Below are 19,910 nucleotides of genomic sequence, written 5' to 3' on the forward strand. Positions count from 1 at the left end.
GTGGGTGGCCGTTCGGGTGCTGCGGCGGGTCAGAGCTCGTTCGCGATCACACCCGCCCGGAACGCGGCCCACTCCGAAGCAGTGAAACGCAGGGGTGCTCGCTCGGGGTTCTTCGAGTCCCGAACGGCCCTGGCGCCGCCCGGCAACTCGGCGATCTCGACGCAGTCGTGCTCCGCGCCGCTGGCCGAGGACTTGCGCCATATGGAGTCGGTGAGGTCCTGGGCGTACAGGTCTGCCTTGCGGTTCACTTCCGGAGGCCTTCTTCCATCTCGGTGATACGCACGAGCGAGTCTTCCACTGACAGCGCCGTCGCTTGAACGTGCTGGAACGCGCGTGCGTAAGGAGCTGCGTCCTCACCCTCAACGTATGCCGCGCCGCTCAGATTCTCCAGGACGACAACCTCCGGCAGCGGCCGGGCGAAGCTGGCCAGGCTGAAGCCACCCAGCAGCCCCGGGTGGGCAGTTGAGGTCAACGGCATGAGCTGCACTGTCACGTTGGGCATCTCGGATGCGTCCAGCAGCCGGCGTAGCTGTTCCCGCATGGTGGCGGGTCGAGCAGCGAAGCGTTGGTGGAGTGCCGACTCGTGAATGATCGCCCACAGCTCCAAGGAAGCGCCTGGTCGAGTGAGCACTGACTGTCTGGCCATGCGGACCTCTGCCAGAGCAGCTACTTCCTCGGGACTGCGCGTCGTTGTGATTCCAGAGATGGTTTCCCGGGCGTAGGCAGCGGTTTGGAGCAGCCCCGGGATGAGGAGCGGTGTCCAACTGCAGATCTTCTCAGCGTCGGTCTCAAGCGAGATGAAGTCTGCGTAGGAGGGCGAGACGACCACCGAGTACGTCTGCCACCAACCTCGTTTTCCTGCGTCTTTAGCCAGTCCCTCCAAGGCAGTGCGCGCCTCGGAGTCGGCCACGCCGTAGACGTCGAGCAGGCCGAGGAGATCGTTGGGGCGAACGCCCTGCGCCGCGTTCTCAATCTTCGACATCTTCGGGCCCTTCCAACCCATGGCCGTAGCGGCTTCATCGAGCGTCAGACCGGCGTCGTGGCGAAGCTTGCGGAGTGTCGCGCCAAGGCGTCGACGGCGGACTGTCGGGACCAGGGGAGCGTTGGGCATGGCCGAAGTCTGGCACCCCCGGGTGAGGTTGCGAGGGCAACCGAGGTGATCCGTAACCCGTTTGGGTAGAAAAGTTGCGCCCAACTATGGAAAGTGTGCATTCTCGGGTGGTCACTCAAAGCGACTTAGTGCATTCGGTGAGTCGTCAGGCCCCGCGCGAAAGAGCGCCCACTCGGAGGTTCATGTGCAATACGCGCCCCGCCCCAGTGCCGCCCTGGGTCACTACCTCACTCCAACCCAAACCGGCTTCGCCCTCCATGTGTCCGCCTCCCCGCGCAACCTCCGCGCGGTCCGTGGCCTCACCGAGGCGACCCTGCTCGGGGCGGGCGTCGCTCCCGACCTCGTCGACTCCGCCCAGCTCGTCCTCTCCGAGCTCTACGGCAACGCCGTCCACGCCTGCGGCCACTACGTCCCGCTGATCGCAGAGGTCGAGTCGGACCCGGCCGGTGTGTGGGTCCGGCTCCACGATCCCGACCGGTGTCGCCTGCCGCATCGCTCAGGGGTCCAACTCGACGACCCCGCCGCCGAGTCCGGCTGCGGGCTCCCGCTCATGGACCTCCTCGCGCCCGGCTGGGACGTCGCGCTGACGCCCGTAGGCAAGCAGGTCCGTTGCCTGCTCCCGCACAGTCGCAACTGATCGAACTCCCGTTCAATTGCTGCATTGACGTGCGATTTCGCCGGTTGTCAGTCTCTGGGGGTAGTCTCTCCGTCACGCCGAGTTGACGTTCAACTGTGTTGCCGGCGCCGAACGTTGGGGAGACGGTGCATGGTCGGGCCAAAGTTGTCACCGGCGGACCACCAGGACAAAGAGATCCGCATAGTCCTCAAGCAGCTCATAGCTGACGGCTGGACTCTGCATAAAGAGGGGCACTGGGGTCGCCTCTACTGCTCCTGTCCCGAAGGGGGCTGCCTCACCATCCCGGTCCCGGGCACGGCGAAGAACCCGGGGCGCGCGGCACGCAACCTCGCGCGGCGCGCGAAGCTCTGCCCGCTCCCGGAAGGTGATCCGCGCCGTGCCCGTAGCGGGGGCGTTGTCGTTTGACAACGCATGGGTCCTGGGTAAGTCTGCCTCACAGGGGTGGCGAACCCTGGCGCGCAGGCATGTGACAGCACAGCCAAAGGGGGACGAGGGCGAGATGGAGTACGAGTTTCTATTCGTCGTGGACGGCATCAGCGTGGACGACGACCTGGCGGTCGGCGTCATTTTCGACGAGTTCGACGGGCTGCTCACTCAGCACAGGGACAAGCACCTGCTTGACCTCTCCGAGTCGGGCGACAGCGCCATCGACGCCGCACACCGCCTGGTCGTACGGTTGAGAAGCGTTCTGCCCCAGCTACGACTGCTGCGGCTGGACCCCGATCTGGTGGGCGTGTCGGATATCGCAGAGCGGACAGGCCGCAGTCGGCAGAACGTCCTCCAATGGGTGAACGGGGAGCGCCGATCAGACGCCGGCGCGTTTCCGGACCCGGAGGGCACGGTCGGGCGCTCGCTCGTCTGGCGCTGGGCCGAGATCAATGCCTGGCTGGCCGGCCTCGGTGAGCGTGTCGGCGACGCGGGAGCGACCCGTGAGGACGCGTTGCACATCGACTTCATGCTGCCCCGCTGGCAACAGGTGCTCGACGACGGCTTGCCGATCGTACGGTTCGTGTACGCGCAGGAGGACGAGCGGTCAGGCGACCGGGCAGCTGTGGCGCGCCTGCTGGAAGGCACCCTCTCCGCCCCAGGGCTGCTGGAAATGATCTCGGCCTTCCCTCGGGCCGAAAGGCAGCGGTTGACCGTGGTCTGCGCCGTACTCCCCGACCTTCTCAGCGCTGTGGCGTCGAAGATCCATGCAGACGAGACCTACGTGATGCTCGCCTTCCAGGGAGATAATAACGAGCTTCATCTCATGCCGGTCGCCGCACGTGACATTCCAGGGGCACGGCCTGTGTCGGACCTGGGACTCGGGGACGACGCGACCGTCGGTGACCTACTGCTGGTCACCGTGAACGGCGCCGTGGAGCCAACCACGCCCGTCGCCCTGGACTGAACACCCCGCGGCCCCACGAAAGGAAGTTGTGCCCACCGCATTCGAGATCAGCGCCCGTGCCGTCCGTCTGGCAGCGACCGTCCTCGCCCAGCATCTTCCGGACGGCCTTCCCTTCCGCGAAGTGAAGCGGTCGATCCACCGGGCTGACTCTGCCCTGGCGGACGACTGGGTTGCCGCTCGTGGCCCCAGGGCGAAGAGCGATGTAGACACCAATCTCGGCTACACCGCGACCGCGCTGAGCAAGGCCGGGTGGCTGACCCGCGCCAACCGCATCTGGCGGCTTACGGGTCTGGGCCTCGAAGCGCTCGGCGCCTACCCGGATGAGGTCACCTTCCTCTGGGAGGCGAACGCCCGCTACGACTACTGGGTCAGTAAAAGGACCGGCTTCGATGCCGCCGCCAAAGTCCTGTCCACGCTGCCCGACGAACGGTGGGTGAGTCTGGAGGACCTGGCGGGCGAGTACGACGTGGACGCGGAGGCGCTGGCTGCCTGCTTGCAGGGGACCCGTCCCGATGGCTGGCATCTTGCTCTCTCGGAAGACGGTGTGGCAGGAGTCGGCCTGCCTCTGCTCCCAGCGGAGACCGAGGCATGGCGGCTGCTCCTCGAACGCGACGAGCTGTTCGACGAGGCGAGGTCGAGCCTCGATGTCGTACGGGCACTGTCAGACAGACGGCTGACAGCGGAGGAGTTCACCGCACTCGTGCTGGGGGAGGAGCCCGGCCAGGAGGGCGTTCCGCAGCGTCCGCGCCGGGTCTGGATCATCCGGGGTACGGACCAGCGGGGTGCGAGCTTGATTCGTACCCTTTGGTGCGACGAAGGCGTGGTGACGCTGCCTGCCGACAGGCTGCCACCGCTACCGCAGGGCACAGGTCCGCAGCGGGTCCGTAAAGCCGTCGACGATGCCGACTCCGGGGCGACCGGTGCCCAGCGTGACCGACGGGCCGAGGAGCTCCACATCTTCCTCTCCCGGATACAGGAGGGGGACATCGTGGTGTGCACCGACGGGCCCAAGGCGTACTTGGGCGTGGTGCGGGGACCCGCCGGCTACTCGGCACCGAGCGACGACGCGGCCCACTACACACGGTCCGTCGCCTGGCAGAACCTCGACGCACCGCTCGACTTCGTCCGCGACCTGCCCAGTGAGCTGACGGGCCGCGTCGCCGACGCGGACGCCCGCATCGTCGACATCAGCCACTTCGCGTCCCGCCTTGAGCCGCTCGTCGGACCGGAGCCCGAGCGGGCCGCTCCCTCCCGCGATGTCGAGGCCCGGCTTCCCGACGTCACCCAGGAATTCGCGGACGGGCTCTTCCTGGACGGCACCCAATGGCTGCAGGAATGCGTCGAGCTGCTCCGGGGCAAACCGCAGCTGATCTTCCACGGCCCGCCCGGCACGGGGAAGACCTTCACCGCACTCGCGCTGGCCCGCCACCTGACAGGCGGCAGCCTCAGCAACGTACGACTGGTGCAGTTCCACCCGGCGTACACCTACGAGGACTTCTTCGAGGGCTTTCGCCCTCGGCTGCCGAAGAAGCAGCCCTCCGGCGGCCGGGTCGACGAGCGGAACAACGACACCGCGACCGGCCTTGCCTTCGACTTGGTCCAAGGGCCGCTGCGAAGGCTGGCGGACGCGGCGCAGGAGCGTCCCGCCGAGGTCTTCGTCCTGGTCATCGACGAGATCAACCGGGGCAATCTCGCCAAGGTCTTCGGCGAGATGTACTTCCTGCTGGAGTACCGCAGGGAGTTCGTACATCTCCTCTACGGATCGGACGAAGGACGCGGCTTCCGGCTGCCGCCCAACCTCTACATCATCGGCACGATGAACACTGTCGACCGGACCGTGGCGCTGATGGACGCGGCCATGCGTCGCCGCTTCTCCTTCATGGAACTGCACCCGGATGTCCCCCCGCTCACCGGACTGCTCAGTCGCTGGCTCGAAGCCAATGAGTACCCGCAGGCCGCCGCGCAGCTGCTCGACGAGCTGAACCGCCGCATCGCCGAAGGGCCCGCGACCGACCGGGACTTCCGCGTCGGGCACTCCTACCTGATGCAGTCCATGGCCCACAGCAGCCCAAGCGCCGTGGATCTGATCTGGCGTACCCAGGTCCTGCCGCTGCTCACCGAGTACCACTGGGGCGACGGCACGGAGATCGAGGAAACGTACGGTCTGCCGAGCATCAGGAAGCACCTCGGACTGGGACCGGAGGAGACAGGTCGGCCGGGCAGCGACGCATGACGCGTGAGACGCACGTACGGCTTCGTGAAGGAGAGGCGTGGTCCGAGTGGTCGCTGACGCCGGAACAGGCGTGGGAGCTGGACCGGTCCGAACTCGTCGATGTGCGGGCCGCGGGCCGCGTGGGGATGAGCAGGCTGCGTGCCAGGGACCAGGTCGGCGCCGTTCGGCTCGGGCGCGGTGCCGGGCGCGTGCGGCTGTCCATCGACCCGAAGGTTCCGGTGGACCGGCTGATGTATCTGCTCGGGTATGCGCCGGACCGACTGGTCTGGGACAAACAGCAGGTCGACGCAGTGGCACGCACCGACCTCCTGCCTGCCGTCGCGCACGCCTTCAACCGCGCTACCCGGCGGGCCCTGCGATCAGGGCCTCTGCGCGGCTACCGGGAGACCGATGACACCCTGCCGGTACTGCGGGGGCGGCTGAGGGCATCCGATCAGCTGAGCAGGCACCCAGGGCTCATGGTGCCGCTGGAGGTGACGTATGACGAGCACACCGTCGATGTACCGGAGAACAGGTTGCTGCTCGGTGCGGTGCGCAGGCTGCTGCGAGTACCGGGCCTCGACCCACGCCTTCGTGCGGAGTTGCAGGGATTTGCTGCTCAGTTGGACGGCGTGGCACCGCAGATGCCCGGTGCGCCGTTGCCGGTGTGGCAGCCGAGCCGTCTCAACCAGCGATACCAGCCGGTGCTCGCTCTGGCGGCGCTGATCCTTGGAGGAGCGTCCTACGAGCTCGCGGACGGACGCACGATTGCTGTCGATGGCCTGGTGTTCCGGATGTGGCAGGTCTACGAGGACTTTCTCGGCCGCGCCCTCGGTGAGGCACTGGTCAGTACGGTGGGCGGTAGGGCGGAACCCGCAGATCGCAACCACTACCTCACTGCCGGGCGGCGGCATCTGCTGATGCCCGACCTCTTGCACTACCTCCCCGGCGAGTCCGGTGTATCGAAGCCCGCGATCGTGGTGGACGCCAAATACAAGCGTGCCTTCCATCGCGATGACCTCTACCAGATGCTCGCTTACTGCGTGCGGCTCGGGCTCGACGACGGACATCTCGTGTACGCGGGCGGCAAACCTAACGTGGTGCGGGTACCGGTGCGCGACGGTGAGATAAGGCTGCACCGGCACGTGCTGGATCTGGGGCTGCCGCATCAGGAGCTGAGGAACCGGATCGACCGGCTTGCCGCAACCCTCGCGGAGTCGCTGCCCACGAGCTATCGCGCGGCGAAACTACCGTCCCCGACCGTGTAGCTCCCGGGATCCTGGTCCGTGCTGCCTTCATTGTAGGTACAATTCGCGAATGTAGGTACTTTTCCGTGAGACGCTGAAGGGGCCCCTCGTGAGCACGATCTCCGTCCGCGAGTTCTCGTACAACCCGAGCGCCGTCTTCGCCCGCGTGGAGAAGGGCGAGGCGGTTCAGGTGACCCGCCATGGCAATGTCATCGCCATGCTCCTCCCCAGTTCCGGGCCCATGGCGCGCTACTCCGACCTCGTCGCACAGGGGAAGATACGGCTCAAGTCGGCCACCACCTCGGAACTCGCCGGCATGGCCGCGTACGAACTCCCTGCGGACGCGCCCGACCCGGTGGCGCTCCTTCTCGCCGAGCGAGAGGAGGACGACCGTTGATCTACATGGATTCGTCCGCCCTTCTGACTCTGCTGACAGGGCGGACCAACGCCGGGGAACTCAGAAGCTTCCTGGCCGCCCGTCCCGGTCTGCCCATCGCCACCAGTACGGTCGGTGTGGTAGAGACGGTCCGGCAGCTCGACAGAGTCGGATCGTTCCCTCACGCTCTCGCGGATCTCGATTCCACGGTCACCGAAATCCTTCTCACCGAAGAGGTCCGTGACCTGGCCACCAGGGTTCCCGCCTCTCTGCGGTCCCTGGACGCCATCCACGTGGCGAGCGCGCTGGCGATCGGCGACGCCATCGATTCTCTGATCACGTACGACAAACGGATGCTTGACGCGGCCCGGGAGACAGGACTGGCCGCTTTCGCGCCCGGCATGGCGGACTGAGGCAGCCGTCGAGACTGTGGGAACCCGACAGTCGCGGCCCGGCGGCGCTGTCAGAGGCCGATTCCTTGGATGAGGGGTGGTACCGATAGGTTTTCGATGTACCAGACCGCCAAGGAAAGGGTGATCCGTTGAGCCGCTCGGTTCTCGTCACCGGAGGAAACCGGGGCATCGGCCTCGCCATCGCCCGCGCCTTCGCCGACAACGGCGACAAGGTGGCCGTCACCTACCGTTCCGGAGAGCCGCCGCAGGCGCTCACCGAGGCGGGTGTCCTCGCGGTCCGGTGCGACATCACCGACACCGAGCAGGTGGAGCAGGCCTACAAGGAGATCGAGGAGAAGCACGGTCCCGTGGAGGTGCTGGTCGCCAACGCCGGTATCACCAAGGACCAGTTGCTGATGCGGATGACCGAGGACGACTTCACGTCCGTGGTCGACACCAACCTCACCGGCACCTTCCGCGTCGTCAAGCGGGCCAACCGCGCGATGCTGCGTGCCAAGAAGGGCCGCGTCGTCCTCATCTCCTCCGTCGTCGGCCTCCTCGGCTCGGCCGGACAGGCCAACTACGCGGCGTCCAAGGCGGGCCTGGTCGGCTTCGCCCGGTCGCTGGCCCGTGAGCTCGGCTCGCGGAACATCACGTTCAACGTCGTCGCACCCGGGTTCGTCGACACCGACATGACCCAGGTGCTCACGGACGAGCAGCGCAAGGGCATCGTGTCGCAGGTGCCGCTCGGGCGCTACGCGCAGCCCGCCGAGATCGCCGCCGCGGTGCGCTTCCTCGCGTCCGACGACGCGTCGTACATCACTGGAGCCGTCATTCCCGTTGACGGCGGATTGGGCATGGGTCACTGATCACCATGAGCGGAATTCTCGACGGCAAGCGCATCCTCATCACGGGTGTGCTGATGGAGTCGTCCATCGCTTTCCACGCCGCGAAGGTGGCCCAGGAGCAGGGCGCCGAGGTCATCCTGACGGCCTTCCCCCGGCCGACGCTGACCGAGCGGATCGCCAGGAAGCTCCCGAAGCCCGTCAAGGTCCTCGAGCTCGACGTCACCAACGACGAGCACCTGGAGCGGCTCGCCGGCCTGGTCAAGGACGAGCTCGGCTCGCTGGACGGCGTCGTGCACTCCATCGGCTTCGCCCCGCAGGACGCGCTCGGCGGCAACTTCCTGAACACCCCGTTCGAGTCGGTCGCCACCGCGATGCACGTCTCGGCCTTCTCGCTGAAGTCGCTCGCCATGGCCTGCAAGCCCCTGATGAACGACGGCGGCTCGATCGTCGGCCTCACCTTCGACGCGCAGTTCGCCTGGCCGCAGTACGACTGGATGGGCCCGGCCAAGGCCGCGCTGGAGGCCACCTCCCGCTACCTCGCCCGTGACCTGGGCAAGGACAGCATCCGCTGCAACCTGGTCTCGGCCGGACCGCTCGGCTCCATGGCCGCCAAGTCCATCCCGGGCTTCGGTGAGCTCGCGGACGTCTGGAACCACCGCTCCCCGCTGGAGTGGGACATGACCGACCCCGAGCCGGCCGGCCGCGGCATCGTGGCGCTGCTCTCGGACTTCTTCCCGAAGACGACGGGCGAGATCATCCACGTCGACGGCGGCGTGCACATGATGGGCGCCTGACCCGCTCACGCCTCACCGACGGCCGCGTACCCCTCGCCGGGGTGCGCGGCCGTCGCGCGTGTCCTGGCCTCCACAGGCGCTCAAGTCGAAAAGATGGCCGTTCCACCGCAGAATGTGGTGGAACCGGACTTTTGGTCAGGCTGTGGGGAGGAGATCGCTGTGCGCTCCACACGTCGCCGAACCTGGGCCCTGCTCGCAGCGGCGGCCGTGGTCGCGGGGCTCCTGGCCCCGGTGGCCGTCAGCGCGGCCAACCGGGCGGGGAGCGGAGCGGCCGCACCCCCGGAACCGGAGCCGTCGGGCGCCGAATGCCGTACGTCGGTCGAGGGCTCCCGGGTGGTCGCCTACTGCCACAACCCGTACCCCACGACCGATCTCGTCCAGCTCCACACCGAGTGCGCGCGCTGGTGGGACGTCGACGCCGACGGCGGTGCGGTCGCGGTGCAGCCCGGCCGGACGGTCAAGCTCGAGGACCGCTGCTGGAAAGAGGTCGGCTCGGCCTGGGTCAGCCACTCGGTGTCCTAGGGATCCAGCTTCCCGGTTCAGACCCGTTCCTGCAGGCAGCTCAGCGCGTGAGCGGCCGCCTCGGCCGCCGCCGTCTCCGCGTCGCCCGCCCGGATCGCCTCGACGAGCCGTGCGTGGTCCATGTGCGCCTCCGGCCTCAGCTCCGGGCCCACGTCGTCGCGCAGGTAGTCACGGAGCAGGTCGTTCAGGTCGGCGTAGAGCTCGGTCAGCACGTCGTTGTGCGAGGCCGCGACCACGGCGAGGTGCAGTGTCGCGTCGGCGGCCACGAAGGCCTCCGCGTCCCCGGACGCCCAGGTCTCCTCGCGCCGGGCCATCAGCGCGTCCAGCTGCCGCAGATCCCGGTCCGTGCGGCGCAGGGCGGCGAGCCGGGCCGCCGAGGACTCCAGCGTGGAGCGCAGCTCGGCGACGTGCCGGGGGTCGGCGTCCGCGAACCGGCGGTGCATCACCCCGGCCAGCTCACTGGTCGCCACCACGTACGTGCCGGAGCCCTGGCGGATGTCCAGCAGCCCGTTGTGCGCCAGGGCGCGCACCGCCTCGCGCACCGTGTTGCGGGCGACGCCGAGCTGCTCGACCAGCTCGGGCTCGGTGGGGATCCGGGAGCCCACAGGCCACTCGCCCGTGGTGATCTGGTTCCTCAGCTGGGCAATCACCTGGTCGGCGAGAGCCGAACGCCGCGTGGACGTCAGCGCCATGGTGCTCCTTGCTCGTGTTCCGGAAGAGGTGGTCCCGGCGGTGGCCGGAAGGTGGTGGGGAGGTCGTCCGGGAGGTGCGGGCCCGTCGGATCGCCGCTCCGATTGTCTCAGGGAGGGAATCGGAGTGGACAGTCAATCATCCCATGATTCTATGATGGGCCCATGCGTCACGACGAGACCCCGACCCTGAGCCCTCCCGCCGGCCCCCGCACCCCCACGTCCGAAGGCCCCGGACCCTCCCCCTGGGTGCTGCGGATCGTCACCGTCGGTCTGGTCCTCGCCGCGCTCAACCTCCGGCCCGCCATCACCAGCCTCGGCCCCCTCCTCGAAGAGGTCCGGGACACCCTGCACATGAGCGGCAGCGTCGCCGGTGTCCTGACCTCCGTGCCGCCGCTCTGCTTCGCGGTGTTCGGCTTCATGGCGCCACGGCTGGCCCGCCGGTTCGGCATCGGCGCCGTCGTCTGCGCGGGCATGGTCGCCATCACCGTCGGCCTGCTGATCCGCCCCTTCGTCGGCGGCACCGCCGGGTTCCTCGCCGCCAGCGCCCTCGCCCTGATGGGTATCGCGGTCAGCAACGTCCTGATGCCCGTCGTCGTCAAGCGCTGGTTCCCCGACCGGGTCGGCACCGTCACCGGCCTCTACTCGATGGCCCTGGCCCTGGGCACCGCCCTCGCGGCCGCCCTCACCGTGCCCCTGACGGACGCGCTGGGCGGCAGCTGGAAGACGGGACTGGCCGTCTGGGCGGCGCTGTCGGCCGTCGCGATCCTGCCCTGGACCGCGCTCGTACGGGATCGCGGCACAGGCGCCGGGCAGCCCGGGGGGCGGGCCAAGGAGCAGGCGGCCGCACTCAGGATCACCCGTAGCCGTACGTCCTGGGCCCTCGCCTGCTTCTTCGGGCTCCAGGCCACGGCCGCGTACATCACGATGGGCTGGATTCCGCAGATCTTCCGCGACGCGGGGATCTCGGCGGGCACCTCGGGCGTCCTGCTCGCCGTGGTCATGGCCATGGGTGTGCCCCTGGCCTTCGTGATCCCCCGGGTCGCCACCCGGCTGCGGACCCAGGGCCCGATCGTCCTCGTCCTCAGCGCCTGCGGCCTCCTCGGCTACGCGGGCCTCTACCTGGCCCCGGCCGGCGGTGCCTGGCTCTGGGCGCTGCTGCTGGGCATAGCCAACTGCGCCTTCCCGCTCGCCCTCACCATGATCGGGATGCGTTCACGGACCGGCGCGGGTGTGGTCAGGCTCTCCGCCTTCGCGCAGTCCACCGGCTACCTGCTCTCGATCCCCGGCCCCTTGCTGGTCGGCGTGCTCTACCAGCACAGCGGCGGCTGGGGCCTGCCGCTCGCCCTCATGGCGGCGCTCCTCGTGCCCCAGACGATCGCCGGCATCCTCGCGGGCCGGGACCGGGCGATCGAGGACGAATGCTGAGATGCGAGACTGTGCGCATGCCAGTGCTCGATCCGAATCCCCAGAACGGTCAGAAGAAGCTCCTCCTCGTCTTCGGGACGATGCTTCTCATCTCCGTGGTCATCGGTGTGATCGCCACGATCGCCTCCCCCTGATCCCCGGGGGTGGGGCCAGCCCCCCTGTCCCCTAGGGGGCCAGGTTCAGGGTCGAGTGGGTGGGTCACCGGATGGGACCGCCGCCGCCCGGCCCGTAGGTTCTGGGTAACACAGCCGAGGACCCACGGAGGCGGACATGTCGGCCCGTACGCACACCCGGACCCACCGCCCGGCCGCCACGGACTCCGTCGAGGTCAGGCTGCCGTGGTGGGCCGTCGCGCTGCCCGCACTCGCCTTCGCGGCGCTCCTCCTGCTGATCGTGGAACCCGGCCAGGCGCACGCCTCGGCCGGCGACCCCGCCCTCGGGCGGCTGCTCGGGCACATCGCGGGGCTGCTGCGCGCCTGACCGGCCCTTCACCCCAGCGGGCGAGCACGTCAACACCCTGCGCCCGGAGGCACAATTCGTGCGAAGCTGAGGTGTATGAGCGCCGATACACCTCGCAGGATCGTCCTTCTCAGGCACGCAAAGGCGGAATGGTCGCAGGAGTCCGACCATGAGCGGCCACTGGCGGAACGGGGCAGGAAGGACGCCCCCGTCGCCGGCCGCAAGCTGGCCGATTCAGGCACCGTCTTCGACCTGGCTCTGTGCTCGACCGCCACCAGGACCCGTGAGACCTGGAAGCTGGCGGTCCACGAATTCGAGCAGCGCCCCAGGACCGTGTACGAGGAGAGGCTGTACGAGGCCTCCCTCGGAGAGCTGATCGCGCTGTTCGCCGAGACCTCCGACGACGTACGGAATCTGCTGGTCATCGGCCACAATCCCGGCATGCACGCTGCCGCGGACGCGCTCTCCGGCGGGGCGCAGGGCGATGCGCTCGCCCGCATGACCAAGGACGGCTTCCCCACGGCCGCCTACGCCGTGGTGGAGTTTCCCGGCTCGTGGAAGAGCGTCGAACACGGCGTGGGCAAGCTCGTCGAGTACTGGACGCCGAACGACTGAGCAGGAAGTGCGAGGGCCCCGGCACAGCAGCTGTGCCGGGGCCCCTCGCGTGCGTACGGTCAGTCCACCAGGCCGTCTGCCGTCTCGACCTCTTCGCGGGTGATCCCGAGCAGATACAGCACGGTGTCCAGGAAGGGGACGTTCACCGCCGTGTGGGCGGCCTGACGGACGACCGGCTTGGCGTTGAAGGCGACACCCAGGCCCGCGGTGTTCAGCATGTCCAGATCGTTGGCGCCGTCGCCGATCGCCACCGTCTGCGCCAGCGGCACCCCCGCCTGCTCCGCGAAGCTGCGCAGCAGCCGGGCCTTGCCCGCCCGGTCCACGATGTCGCCCACGACCCGGCCGGTGAGCTTGCCGTCGACGACCTCCAGCGTGTTGGCGGAGGCGAAGTCGAGCCCGAGACGCTCCTTGAGGTCGTCCGTGACCTGGGTGAAGCCCCCCGAGACCACGCCCACTTGGTAGCCGAGCCGCTTCAGCGTCCGGATCAGGGTGCGGGCGCCGGGAGTCAGCCGGACCTCCGCGCGCACCTTCTCCACCACCGACACGTCGAGCCCGGCCAGCAGCGCCACGCGCGCGTGCAGGGACTGCTCGAAGTCGAGCTCGCCGCGCATCGCCTGCTCGGTCACCGCGGCGACCTCGGCCTCGCAGCCCGCGTGGGCCGCGAAGAGCTCGATGACCTCGTCCTGGATGAGTGTCGAGTCCACGTCCATGACGACCAGCCGCTGCGCCCGGCGGCTCAGCCCCGCCGACATGACGGCGATGTCGACGCCGATGTTCGCGGCCTCCGTCGCCAGCGCCGTCCGCAGGTCCTCGGTTCCGGCACCGGACACCGCGAACTCGACGGCGGTGACCGGGTACTTGGCCAGACGGAAGATCCGGTCGATGTTGCCACCGGTCGAGGTGATCCTGGCCGCTATCAGCGCCGTGGACTCCGCGGTCAGCGGGTGCCCCAGCACGGTCACATGGGACCGGCCGGAGCCGCGGGGGCGGTTGTCGCCCGTGCCCGAGATGATCTCGGCCTGGAGCTTCAGCGACTCCGCCCAGCTGTGCACGGTCGCCCGGAGGTCGCCCTCCGTTGTGCCGTCGGGCGTCGGCGAGGTCACCAGGGCGCACAGGACGATGCGGCCACGGGTGACGACCTGCTCGATGTCCACGACGTCGACGGCGTAGGCGGCAAGAGTGTCGAAGAGTCCGGCGGTGATGCCCGGCCGGTCCTTCCCGAAGATCTTGACGAGAAGAGTGGGGGCGTCCGTGTCCCGAGGGGACTCGGGGGGCTCAGGAGACCGGGGTGACCGAGGTGGCTGAGATGCGCTCATGGTGGTCCCACCGTATAGGGCGGCGGGTCGGGCTCCGAAGCCGTCCCGAGTGGCGGACAGCCGGAGGCCGGCTCGGGGCGCGGACGCCGGTCCGGGAACGGGGCGTCGCGAATGGGGTGCTCCGGACCTGTTTCTCCCCGGTCGCGGAAGGGGACGGGCAGCCTCCGCGCGCTCTTCACGCCGCCCGGCTTTCCGTGAGGGGACCGCTCCTGGAATAGTTCCCCACGATGTTCAGCATCCCTAGGCTCCCTGCGACGGGGGCGACACGGGGGACAACTAGTGGGGCGCGGAGTGCCGGAACTCGTACTGGAATTGAATGGAAGGACCTGGGCGCTCGATCCGTCCAGGTCGTACACCCTCGGACGTGATCCGCAGGGCGACCTTGTGATCGACGACGCCAGAGTGTCGTGGCGGCATGCCACGATCAGCTGGAACGGCCGCGGCTGGTCCATCGAGGACCACGGCAGCACGAACGGCACCTACGTGCAGGGCCGGCGTATCCAGCAGATGGAGATCGCCCCGGGGACGTCGGTCCACCTGGGCAACGCCACCGACGGCCCGCGGCTGAACCTCACCGCGGCGGCGGGCGCCGGTGCCCACGGCGGGCAGGCGGCGCCGCAGCAGGCGCCCGCGCCTGCCGCGCACGTGCAGCAGGCCCCGGTGAGCAAGCCGCAGCAGCCTCAGCAGCAGGGTGCCGCCGGCTGGCCCGGCGGCCCGGCGCAGCAGCAGGCACCGCAGATGCAGCAGCAGCCCCCGTTCCCGCACCAGCAGGGTCACGCCGGCCCGCCCGGAGCCGGCGGGCACGGCGCCGCCGCGGCACCGCCGCCGGTCTACGGCGACCGCAGCCCGACCACGTTCCACCAGCTGGACCTCGGCCGGGTCATGCGCATCGGCCGTGCGCTGGAGAACGAACTGGTCGTCTCCGACCTCCAGGTCTCGCGCCTGCACGCCGAATTCCGGGCGACGCCCGACGGCCGCTTCGAGATCCGGGACCTCGGATCTCACAACGGCACGTACGTCAACGGCCAGCCGCTCGGCAAGTCCGGCTCCGCGCTCATCGGCCCGAACGACATCGTCGGCGTGGGTCACTCGACCTTCCGGCTGGTCGGGGACCGGCTGGAAGAGTTCGTCGACACCGGTGAGGTCTCCTTCTCGGCCCGCCACCTCACGGTGACGGTCGACGGCGGCAAGGACATCCTCAAGGACGTCTCGTTCGGCGTCCCCGAGAAGTCGCTGATCGCCGTCATCGGCCCGTCGGGCTCCGGAAAGTCCACCCTGCTCAAGGCGCTCACCGGCTACCGGCCCGCCAACCAGGGCGACGTCCTCTACGACAACCGGAACCTGTACAAGCAGTTCGCCGAGCTCAGGCAGCGCATCGGCCTGGTCCCGCAGGACGACATCCTGCACAAGGAGCTCACGGTCACCAGGGCTCTGCGGTACGCGGCCAAGCTCCGCTTCCCCGCGGACACCACCGAGGCCGAGCGCACCGCCCGGATCCACGAGGTCCTCGCCGAGCTCAAGCTCGACATCCACAAGGACAAGAAGATCACCTCGCTCTCCGGCGGCCAGCGCAAGCGCGTGTCGGTCGCCCTGGAGCTGCTGACCAAGCCGTCGCTGATCTTCCTGGACGAGCCGACCTCCGGCCTCGACCCGGGCATGGACCGCGATGTCATGCAACTGCTGCGCGGCCTGGCCGACGACGGCCGTACGGTCCTCGTGGTCACGCACTCCGTGGCCGAGCTGGCCATCTGCGACAAGCTCCTCGTGATGGCGCCCGGCGGGTCCGTCGCCTACTTCGGTCCCCCCGAGGAGGCGCTGAACTTCTTCGGCTACACCAGCTGGGCCGACGTCTTCTCCGCGTTCGAGAACTACCGCGACTACGACTGGGCGGGACGCTGGCGCGGCTCGCAGCACTACCAGATGTACGCCGCGGACATCGACGCCGTCGCCGCGCAGCCGGTGCACATGCCTCCGCCGCAGCGGATCCGGCCGCCGAAGCCGTCGGGCTGGACGGCGCAGTTGTTGACGCTGATGCGCCGGTACATCTCGGTGATCGTGTCCGACAAGGGCTTCCTCGCCCTGATGGTGGTCCTGCCGGCGGTGCTCGGTATCGTCAGCGTCGTCATCCCCGCGGAGTTCGGGCTCGCCCCGCCCGACGTGCCCAACAAGCGGTTCAACAGCAAGGCCGGCACCATTCTGCTGATCCTCGCGGTCGGTATGTGCTTCGCCGGGTCGGCCAACTCCGTACGGGAACTGATCAAGGAGCGGGTCATCTACGAGCGGGAACGGGCCACCGGCCTCTCCCGTTCCGCCTATCTGACCTCCAAGGTGATCGTCCTCGGTGTGATCACCGCCCTGCAAGGCGTGATCATCTGCGGGATCGGCCTGTCCACCCGGAAGCTGCCCGACGAGGGACTGTTCATGTCCCCGGCCGCGGAGATCTGCCTGGCGATCATCGCGCTCGGGTTCACCTCGATGATGGTCGGGCTGATGATCTCCGCGCTGGTGAAGACCGCCGAGAAGACCATGCCGCTGCTGGTCATGTTCGCCATCGTCCAGGTGGTCTTCACCGGGGTGCTCTTCCAGCTCTACGGTTCGCCCGGTCTCGAGCAGTTCGCCTGGCTGATGCCTTCGCGCTGGGCGGTCGCCGCGGCCGGGGCCACGCTAGACCTCGCCCACCTCATGCCGCCGTGGGACACGGACAACCCGACCGATCTGGACCCGCTCTGGGAGAGCTCGGCCGGCCAGTGGGGGGTGAACATCGCGGTGCTGCTGTTCATGGCCGTGGCCCTCTTCTTCGTCGTCTCGCGACTGCTGCGCCGTCACGAGCCCGAGGTCATGCGCAAGTAACGCCGCCGGTCCTCGCCGGACCCGGAAACGCCCGAGGGCGGCACCCCGTGGGGTGCCGCCCTTCGGCATGTGCCGGCCGGTCACGCGACGCTGCGGACCGGCAGGTCAGCTCTGCCAGGTTGTGCTCGTGCGTGCGTGGCTCAGTACGCGCTGTCGACGTTGTCGATCGAGCCGTACTTGTCCGCGGCGTAGTTGGCGGCCGCGGTGATGTTGGCGACCGGGTCGTACTGGTCGTGCTTGGTGCCCTTGACGTGGTAGTAGTCGAAGGTCGGCTTGATCACCTGCAGCAGACCCTTCGAGGGGATGCCGTTGATCGCGTTGATGTCCCAGTTGTTGATGGCGCGCGGGTTACCGCTGGACTCGCGGATGATGTTGCGGTGCAGGCCCTCGTACGTACCGGGGATGTTCTTCTTGTCCATGATGGCGAGCGCCTCACGGATCCAGCCGTCCAGGTTGTTGGCGTAGACCGGCTTGCGGTCGGCCGCGCGGCTGGCCTTCTTGGCGGAACGCTTCTTCGCGTCGGCCTTCGCCTTCGCGGCGGCCTCGCTCTTGGCCTCGGCGACGGCCTTGGCCTTGGCCTCCGCCTTGGCGGCGGCCTTCTTCTTCTCGGCGGCGTCCTTGGCCTTGGCGGCGTCGGCGGCCTTGACCAGCTGCTCGGCCGTCGAGTTCTTCTCGATCGCGCCGGCCTGGATGTTCTTGGTCTGCGAGCCGGTGTAGGCGACGGGCGCGGCGGCCGAGGCGGCCTGCGGCTCGGTGGTGGCCGAAGCGTCGTTGGGGACGAGCGAGAAGGCGACAGCGGCGGCGGCCAGGGTCGAGACCCCCGCGACGGAGAGCTTCTGCGCCTTGTTCAGGCGACGGCTACGGCTGGTGATGCGGGACACGGACATACAGTCGTACCTCTTCGAATTGCAGGGGTCCTCGGCGAGGACGAGACGGAAGAGCCGAGGCATCTCCGTCGGGGACAGATGCAATTCTTAGCGCCAGCAAAATGGCGTGGCAAAGGTGTGACGTACGAAGCCGGGTAGTGGGACGGGGTCTCGTTAATACCTCCTTGTCCGGTTTGAACCCAGGCGAGTTGCCCGTTTTACGCCAACTATCCGACTTCGTAAGTGACGTGGGTCCTATGCCTGGGCTCACACGGGGACCCCTTCGCGCTCACGAAAAGTTGCTCCAGTAATGCGGAGCGTAAGCGACTTATCGGGCAGGAGGCAGCAGCAGGTGGGCGTCCCCGAACTCGTGCCAGAGATACCGGTGGTCCAGGGCCTGGGCGTACCCCCGCCGCAGCGTCTCCCGCCCCGCGACCGCCTCCAGCATCAGCAGGTGGGAGGCCTCGGGCTCGTGCAGCCCGGTCAGCAATCCGTCCACGACCCGCACACCCCGTCGCGGCGTCACCACCAGATCCGTCCAGCCCGCCGAGGCCCGCACCACCGCGTCCTCGCCCGCCGCGGACTCCAGCGCCCGCACCGCCGTGGTACCCACCGCGATCACCCTGCCCCCACCTGCCCGAGCCGCGTTCACCAGCCATGCCGTGGAGCGCGGCACCTCGAAGCGCTCCGGGTAGGGCGGCTCGTGCACCTCGGCCGAGGCCACCCCCGTATGCAGCGTCAGCGGTGCGAACTGCACCCCGCGGCTCACCAGCGCCGCCACCAGACCCGCCGTGAAGGGCCGCGCCGCGCTCGGCATCTCGGCCGAACCGCTCCCGTCGGGCGACGGCACGGCGAACACCGTCCGGTACGCCGACAGCGGCTGGTCCCGCTCCGTGTACGCGTACCGGATCGGCCGCCCGTACCGGCTCAGCAGTCCGGGCAGGTCCCGCCCCACCCGCGCCCACCAGAGCCTGGCCCCCTCCCGCGGCCCGAGGGGCTCGTCCAGCACCAGCGCCTCCCCGCCCGGAAGCCGTACCGCCCCTCCCGCCGGGCCGCCGGGACGCGGCCGGGTCGTCCCGTCACCGTCCGGCCGGCGCAGCTCCACCGCCCACCGGCCGTCCTCACCCCGGGTCGAGAAGTGCACGACGACCCGCTCACCGCCAAGGCGCCCGTCGACCGCGGCCGCCAGCGTCGTCGACGTGTTGACCACCAGCACGTCCCCGGCCCGCAGCTCGCCGGGCAGCTCCCTGAATCGCCGGTGCGTGACCGCCTCGCCCCGTGAGACCAGCAGCCGCACATCGTCCCGTCCCGCACCCCGCTGCTCGGCCGGGACCCGCGCCGAGAGCTCCGGAGGCACCCGCAGGGAGTCCAGCGCGGTCACCGCTCCGCCCGCCGGTCCGCGTCCAGCAGTGCGGAGGCCGTGTACCTGCCGCTTGCGGGGCGCAGCTCCAGCAACCGTACGAAGGCGGGCGCCACGCCCTCCGGACGCGGCCGGGGCCCGGTGTCGTCCGGCACCGCAGCCGTATAGAGGTCCGTCCCCATGTCACCGGGGTCCACGGCCCACACCCGCAGGCCCGGTTCCTCCTCGCCGAGCACCGCGGCCAGCTGGTCGAGCGCCGCCTTCGACGCCCCGTAACCACCCCAGGTCCCGTACGGCTCGGTGGCCGCGTCCGAGCTCACCGTGACCACCGCCCCGGCCGCCGAGGCCCGCAGCAGCGGCAGCGCCTCCTGTACGAGCCCGAGCGCGGCGACCACGTTCGTCTCCAGCGCCTGCCGCAGCCCCGCGAGCGGCAGCGCCTCCAGCCGTACGAGCGGCTCGGCGCCCAGGGCGCTCGCGTTGCTCACCAGTACGTCGAGACCGCCCAGCTCCCCGGCGGCCGCCACCAGGGCCGCACGGTGCGCCGGATCCGTGACGTCCCCGGCCACGGCCACCACGCGTGTCCCGTACCGGCCGCCCAGCTCCGCGGCCGTCGCACGGAGCACGTCCTGCGACCTGGCGCCCAGCACCAGGTCCCATCCCCTTGCGGCCAGGGCCGCGCCGAGCGCGCGCCCCAGCCCTTTCGAACCGCCCGTGATCATCGCGATCGGCATGACAGCCATCCCCTCGCACCTCGTGGAGTTCCGACGCCACCCAACGTAGGAACGGTGCGAGCCC

The 19,910-nt window shown here is 69.3% G+C and carries 21 protein-coding genes; 14 read left to right on the forward strand and 7 right to left on the reverse strand.

What is annotated here, in order from left to right; genetic code table 11:
* Positions 1-29 precede the first annotated feature (29 nt).
* A complete protein-coding gene (locus tag AB0P41_RS19580) occupies positions 30-248 on the reverse strand; it encodes a DUF397 domain-containing protein (RefSeq protein ID WP_365933142.1) in 219 nt (72 codons plus the stop codon).
* Positions 245-1,111, reverse strand: coding sequence for a helix-turn-helix transcriptional regulator (locus tag AB0P41_RS19585; RefSeq protein WP_365933143.1), 867 nt, complete (start codon positions 1,109-1,111; stop codon positions 245-247). Before AB0P41_RS19585 ends, AB0P41_RS19580 begins: the two co-directional genes overlap by 4 nt.
* 184 nt (positions 1,112-1,295) lie before the next feature.
* Here AB0P41_RS19585 and AB0P41_RS19590 point away from each other — a divergent pair, with 184 nt between their 5' ends.
* From AB0P41_RS19590 to AB0P41_RS19630, 9 genes are all read left to right on the forward strand, one after another.
* Positions 1,296-1,748, forward strand: coding sequence for an ATP-binding protein (locus AB0P41_RS19590; RefSeq protein WP_365933145.1), 453 nt, complete (start codon positions 1,296-1,298; stop codon positions 1,746-1,748).
* Positions 1,749-2,214: 466 nt separating this feature from the next.
* The gene (locus AB0P41_RS19595; protein WP_365933146.1) at positions 2,215-3,141 is read left to right on the forward strand and encodes a hypothetical protein; all 927 of its coding nucleotides are present in this window, start codon (positions 2,215-2,217) and stop codon (positions 3,139-3,141) included.
* 28 nt (positions 3,142-3,169) lie between these two features.
* Positions 3,170-5,374, forward strand: a complete 2,205-nt coding sequence (locus AB0P41_RS19600; RefSeq protein ID WP_365933147.1) for an AAA family ATPase — start codon at positions 3,170-3,172, stop codon at positions 5,372-5,374.
* 125 nt (positions 5,375-5,499) lie between these two features.
* Complete coding sequence (locus tag AB0P41_RS19605) at positions 5,500-6,621, forward strand: restriction endonuclease (protein WP_365933149.1); 1,122 nt, start codon at positions 5,500-5,502, stop codon at positions 6,619-6,621.
* A gap of 88 nt (positions 6,622-6,709) precedes the next feature.
* A complete protein-coding gene (locus tag AB0P41_RS19610; RefSeq protein WP_365933151.1) occupies positions 6,710-6,997 on the forward strand; it encodes a hypothetical protein in 288 nt (95 codons plus the stop codon).
* Positions 6,998-7,002: 5 nt separating this feature from the next.
* Positions 7,003-7,389 carry a PIN domain-containing protein gene (locus AB0P41_RS19615; RefSeq protein WP_365933178.1) on the forward strand — a complete coding sequence of 129 codons (387 nt, stop codon included), beginning with the start codon at positions 7,003-7,005 and terminating at the stop codon, positions 7,387-7,389.
* 128 nt (positions 7,390-7,517) lie between these two features.
* Positions 7,518-8,237, forward strand: a complete 720-nt coding sequence (gene fabG / locus AB0P41_RS19620; protein ID WP_099175996.1) for a 3-oxoacyl-[acyl-carrier-protein] reductase — start codon at positions 7,518-7,520, stop codon at positions 8,235-8,237.
* Positions 8,238-8,242: 5 nt separating this feature from the next.
* Positions 8,243-9,010 carry an enoyl-ACP reductase FabI gene (fabI, locus tag AB0P41_RS19625; protein WP_356711857.1) on the forward strand — a complete coding sequence of 256 codons (768 nt, stop codon included), beginning with the start codon at positions 8,243-8,245 and terminating at the stop codon, positions 9,008-9,010.
* 159 nt (positions 9,011-9,169) lie between these two features.
* Positions 9,170-9,532 (forward strand): hypothetical protein, encoded by a 363-nt coding sequence (locus AB0P41_RS19630; protein WP_365933153.1) that lies wholly within the window; start codon positions 9,170-9,172, stop codon positions 9,530-9,532.
* A gap of 17 nt (positions 9,533-9,549) precedes the next feature.
* On the opposite strand, the gene AB0P41_RS19635 is transcribed toward AB0P41_RS19630, so the two are convergent.
* Complete coding sequence (locus tag AB0P41_RS19635) at positions 9,550-10,224, reverse strand: FadR/GntR family transcriptional regulator (RefSeq protein ID WP_356711854.1); 675 nt, start codon at positions 10,222-10,224, stop codon at positions 9,550-9,552.
* A gap of 162 nt (positions 10,225-10,386) precedes the next feature.
* Here AB0P41_RS19635 and AB0P41_RS19640 point away from each other — a divergent pair, with 162 nt between their 5' ends.
* The 4 genes from AB0P41_RS19640 (at position 10,387) to AB0P41_RS19655 (ending at position 12,723) form a co-directional block, all read left to right on the forward strand.
* Positions 10,387-11,649, forward strand: coding sequence for an MFS transporter (locus AB0P41_RS19640; protein ID WP_365933155.1), 1,263 nt, complete (start codon positions 10,387-10,389; stop codon positions 11,647-11,649).
* A 17-nt stretch (positions 11,650-11,666) separates the two neighbouring features.
* On the forward strand, positions 11,667-11,783 hold the full coding sequence (locus tag AB0P41_RS19645; protein WP_086010434.1) for an SGM_5486 family transporter-associated protein: 117 nt from the start codon (positions 11,667-11,669) through the stop codon (positions 11,781-11,783).
* A 136-nt stretch (positions 11,784-11,919) separates the two neighbouring features.
* Positions 11,920-12,129: a hypothetical protein gene (locus AB0P41_RS19650; RefSeq protein ID WP_356711850.1), complete on the forward strand. Its 210-nt coding sequence runs from the start codon at positions 11,920-11,922 to the stop codon at positions 12,127-12,129.
* 75 nt (positions 12,130-12,204) lie between these two features.
* Positions 12,205-12,723, forward strand: a complete 519-nt coding sequence (locus AB0P41_RS19655) for a histidine phosphatase family protein (protein ID WP_365933157.1) — start codon at positions 12,205-12,207, stop codon at positions 12,721-12,723.
* A gap of 59 nt (positions 12,724-12,782) precedes the next feature.
* Here the strand turns inward: AB0P41_RS19655 and serB are convergent, their stop codons facing one another.
* Positions 12,783-14,039 (reverse strand): phosphoserine phosphatase SerB, encoded by a 1,257-nt coding sequence (serB, locus tag AB0P41_RS19660; RefSeq protein ID WP_356711846.1) that lies wholly within the window; start codon positions 14,037-14,039, stop codon positions 12,783-12,785.
* A 279-nt stretch (positions 14,040-14,318) separates the two neighbouring features.
* On the opposite strand from serB, the gene AB0P41_RS19665 reads away from it, so the two are divergent.
* The gene (locus AB0P41_RS19665; RefSeq protein ID WP_365933159.1) at positions 14,319-16,889 is read left to right on the forward strand and encodes an FHA domain-containing protein; all 2,571 of its coding nucleotides are present in this window, start codon (positions 14,319-14,321) and stop codon (positions 16,887-16,889) included.
* A gap of 140 nt (positions 16,890-17,029) precedes the next feature.
* Here the strand turns inward: AB0P41_RS19665 and AB0P41_RS19670 are convergent, their stop codons facing one another.
* The 3 genes from AB0P41_RS19670 to AB0P41_RS19680 form a co-directional block, all read right to left on the reverse strand.
* Entirely contained in the window at positions 17,030-17,776 is a 747-nt protein-coding gene (locus AB0P41_RS19670; RefSeq protein WP_356711842.1) for a transglycosylase SLT domain-containing protein, read from the reverse strand.
* A gap of 307 nt (positions 17,777-18,083) precedes the next feature.
* Entirely contained in the window at positions 18,084-19,136 is a 1,053-nt protein-coding gene (locus AB0P41_RS19675) for an S-adenosylmethionine:tRNA ribosyltransferase-isomerase (protein WP_365933161.1), read from the reverse strand.
* Positions 19,133-19,846, reverse strand: coding sequence for an SDR family NAD(P)-dependent oxidoreductase (locus AB0P41_RS19680; protein WP_365933180.1), 714 nt, complete (start codon positions 19,844-19,846; stop codon positions 19,133-19,135). Before AB0P41_RS19680 ends, AB0P41_RS19675 begins: the two co-directional genes overlap by 4 nt.
* Between the last annotated feature and the right edge of the window lie 64 nt (positions 19,847-19,910).

This window comes from Streptomyces sp. NPDC079167, assembly GCF_040686735.1.
Lineage (GTDB): Bacteria > Actinomycetota > Actinomycetes > Streptomycetales > Streptomycetaceae > Streptomyces.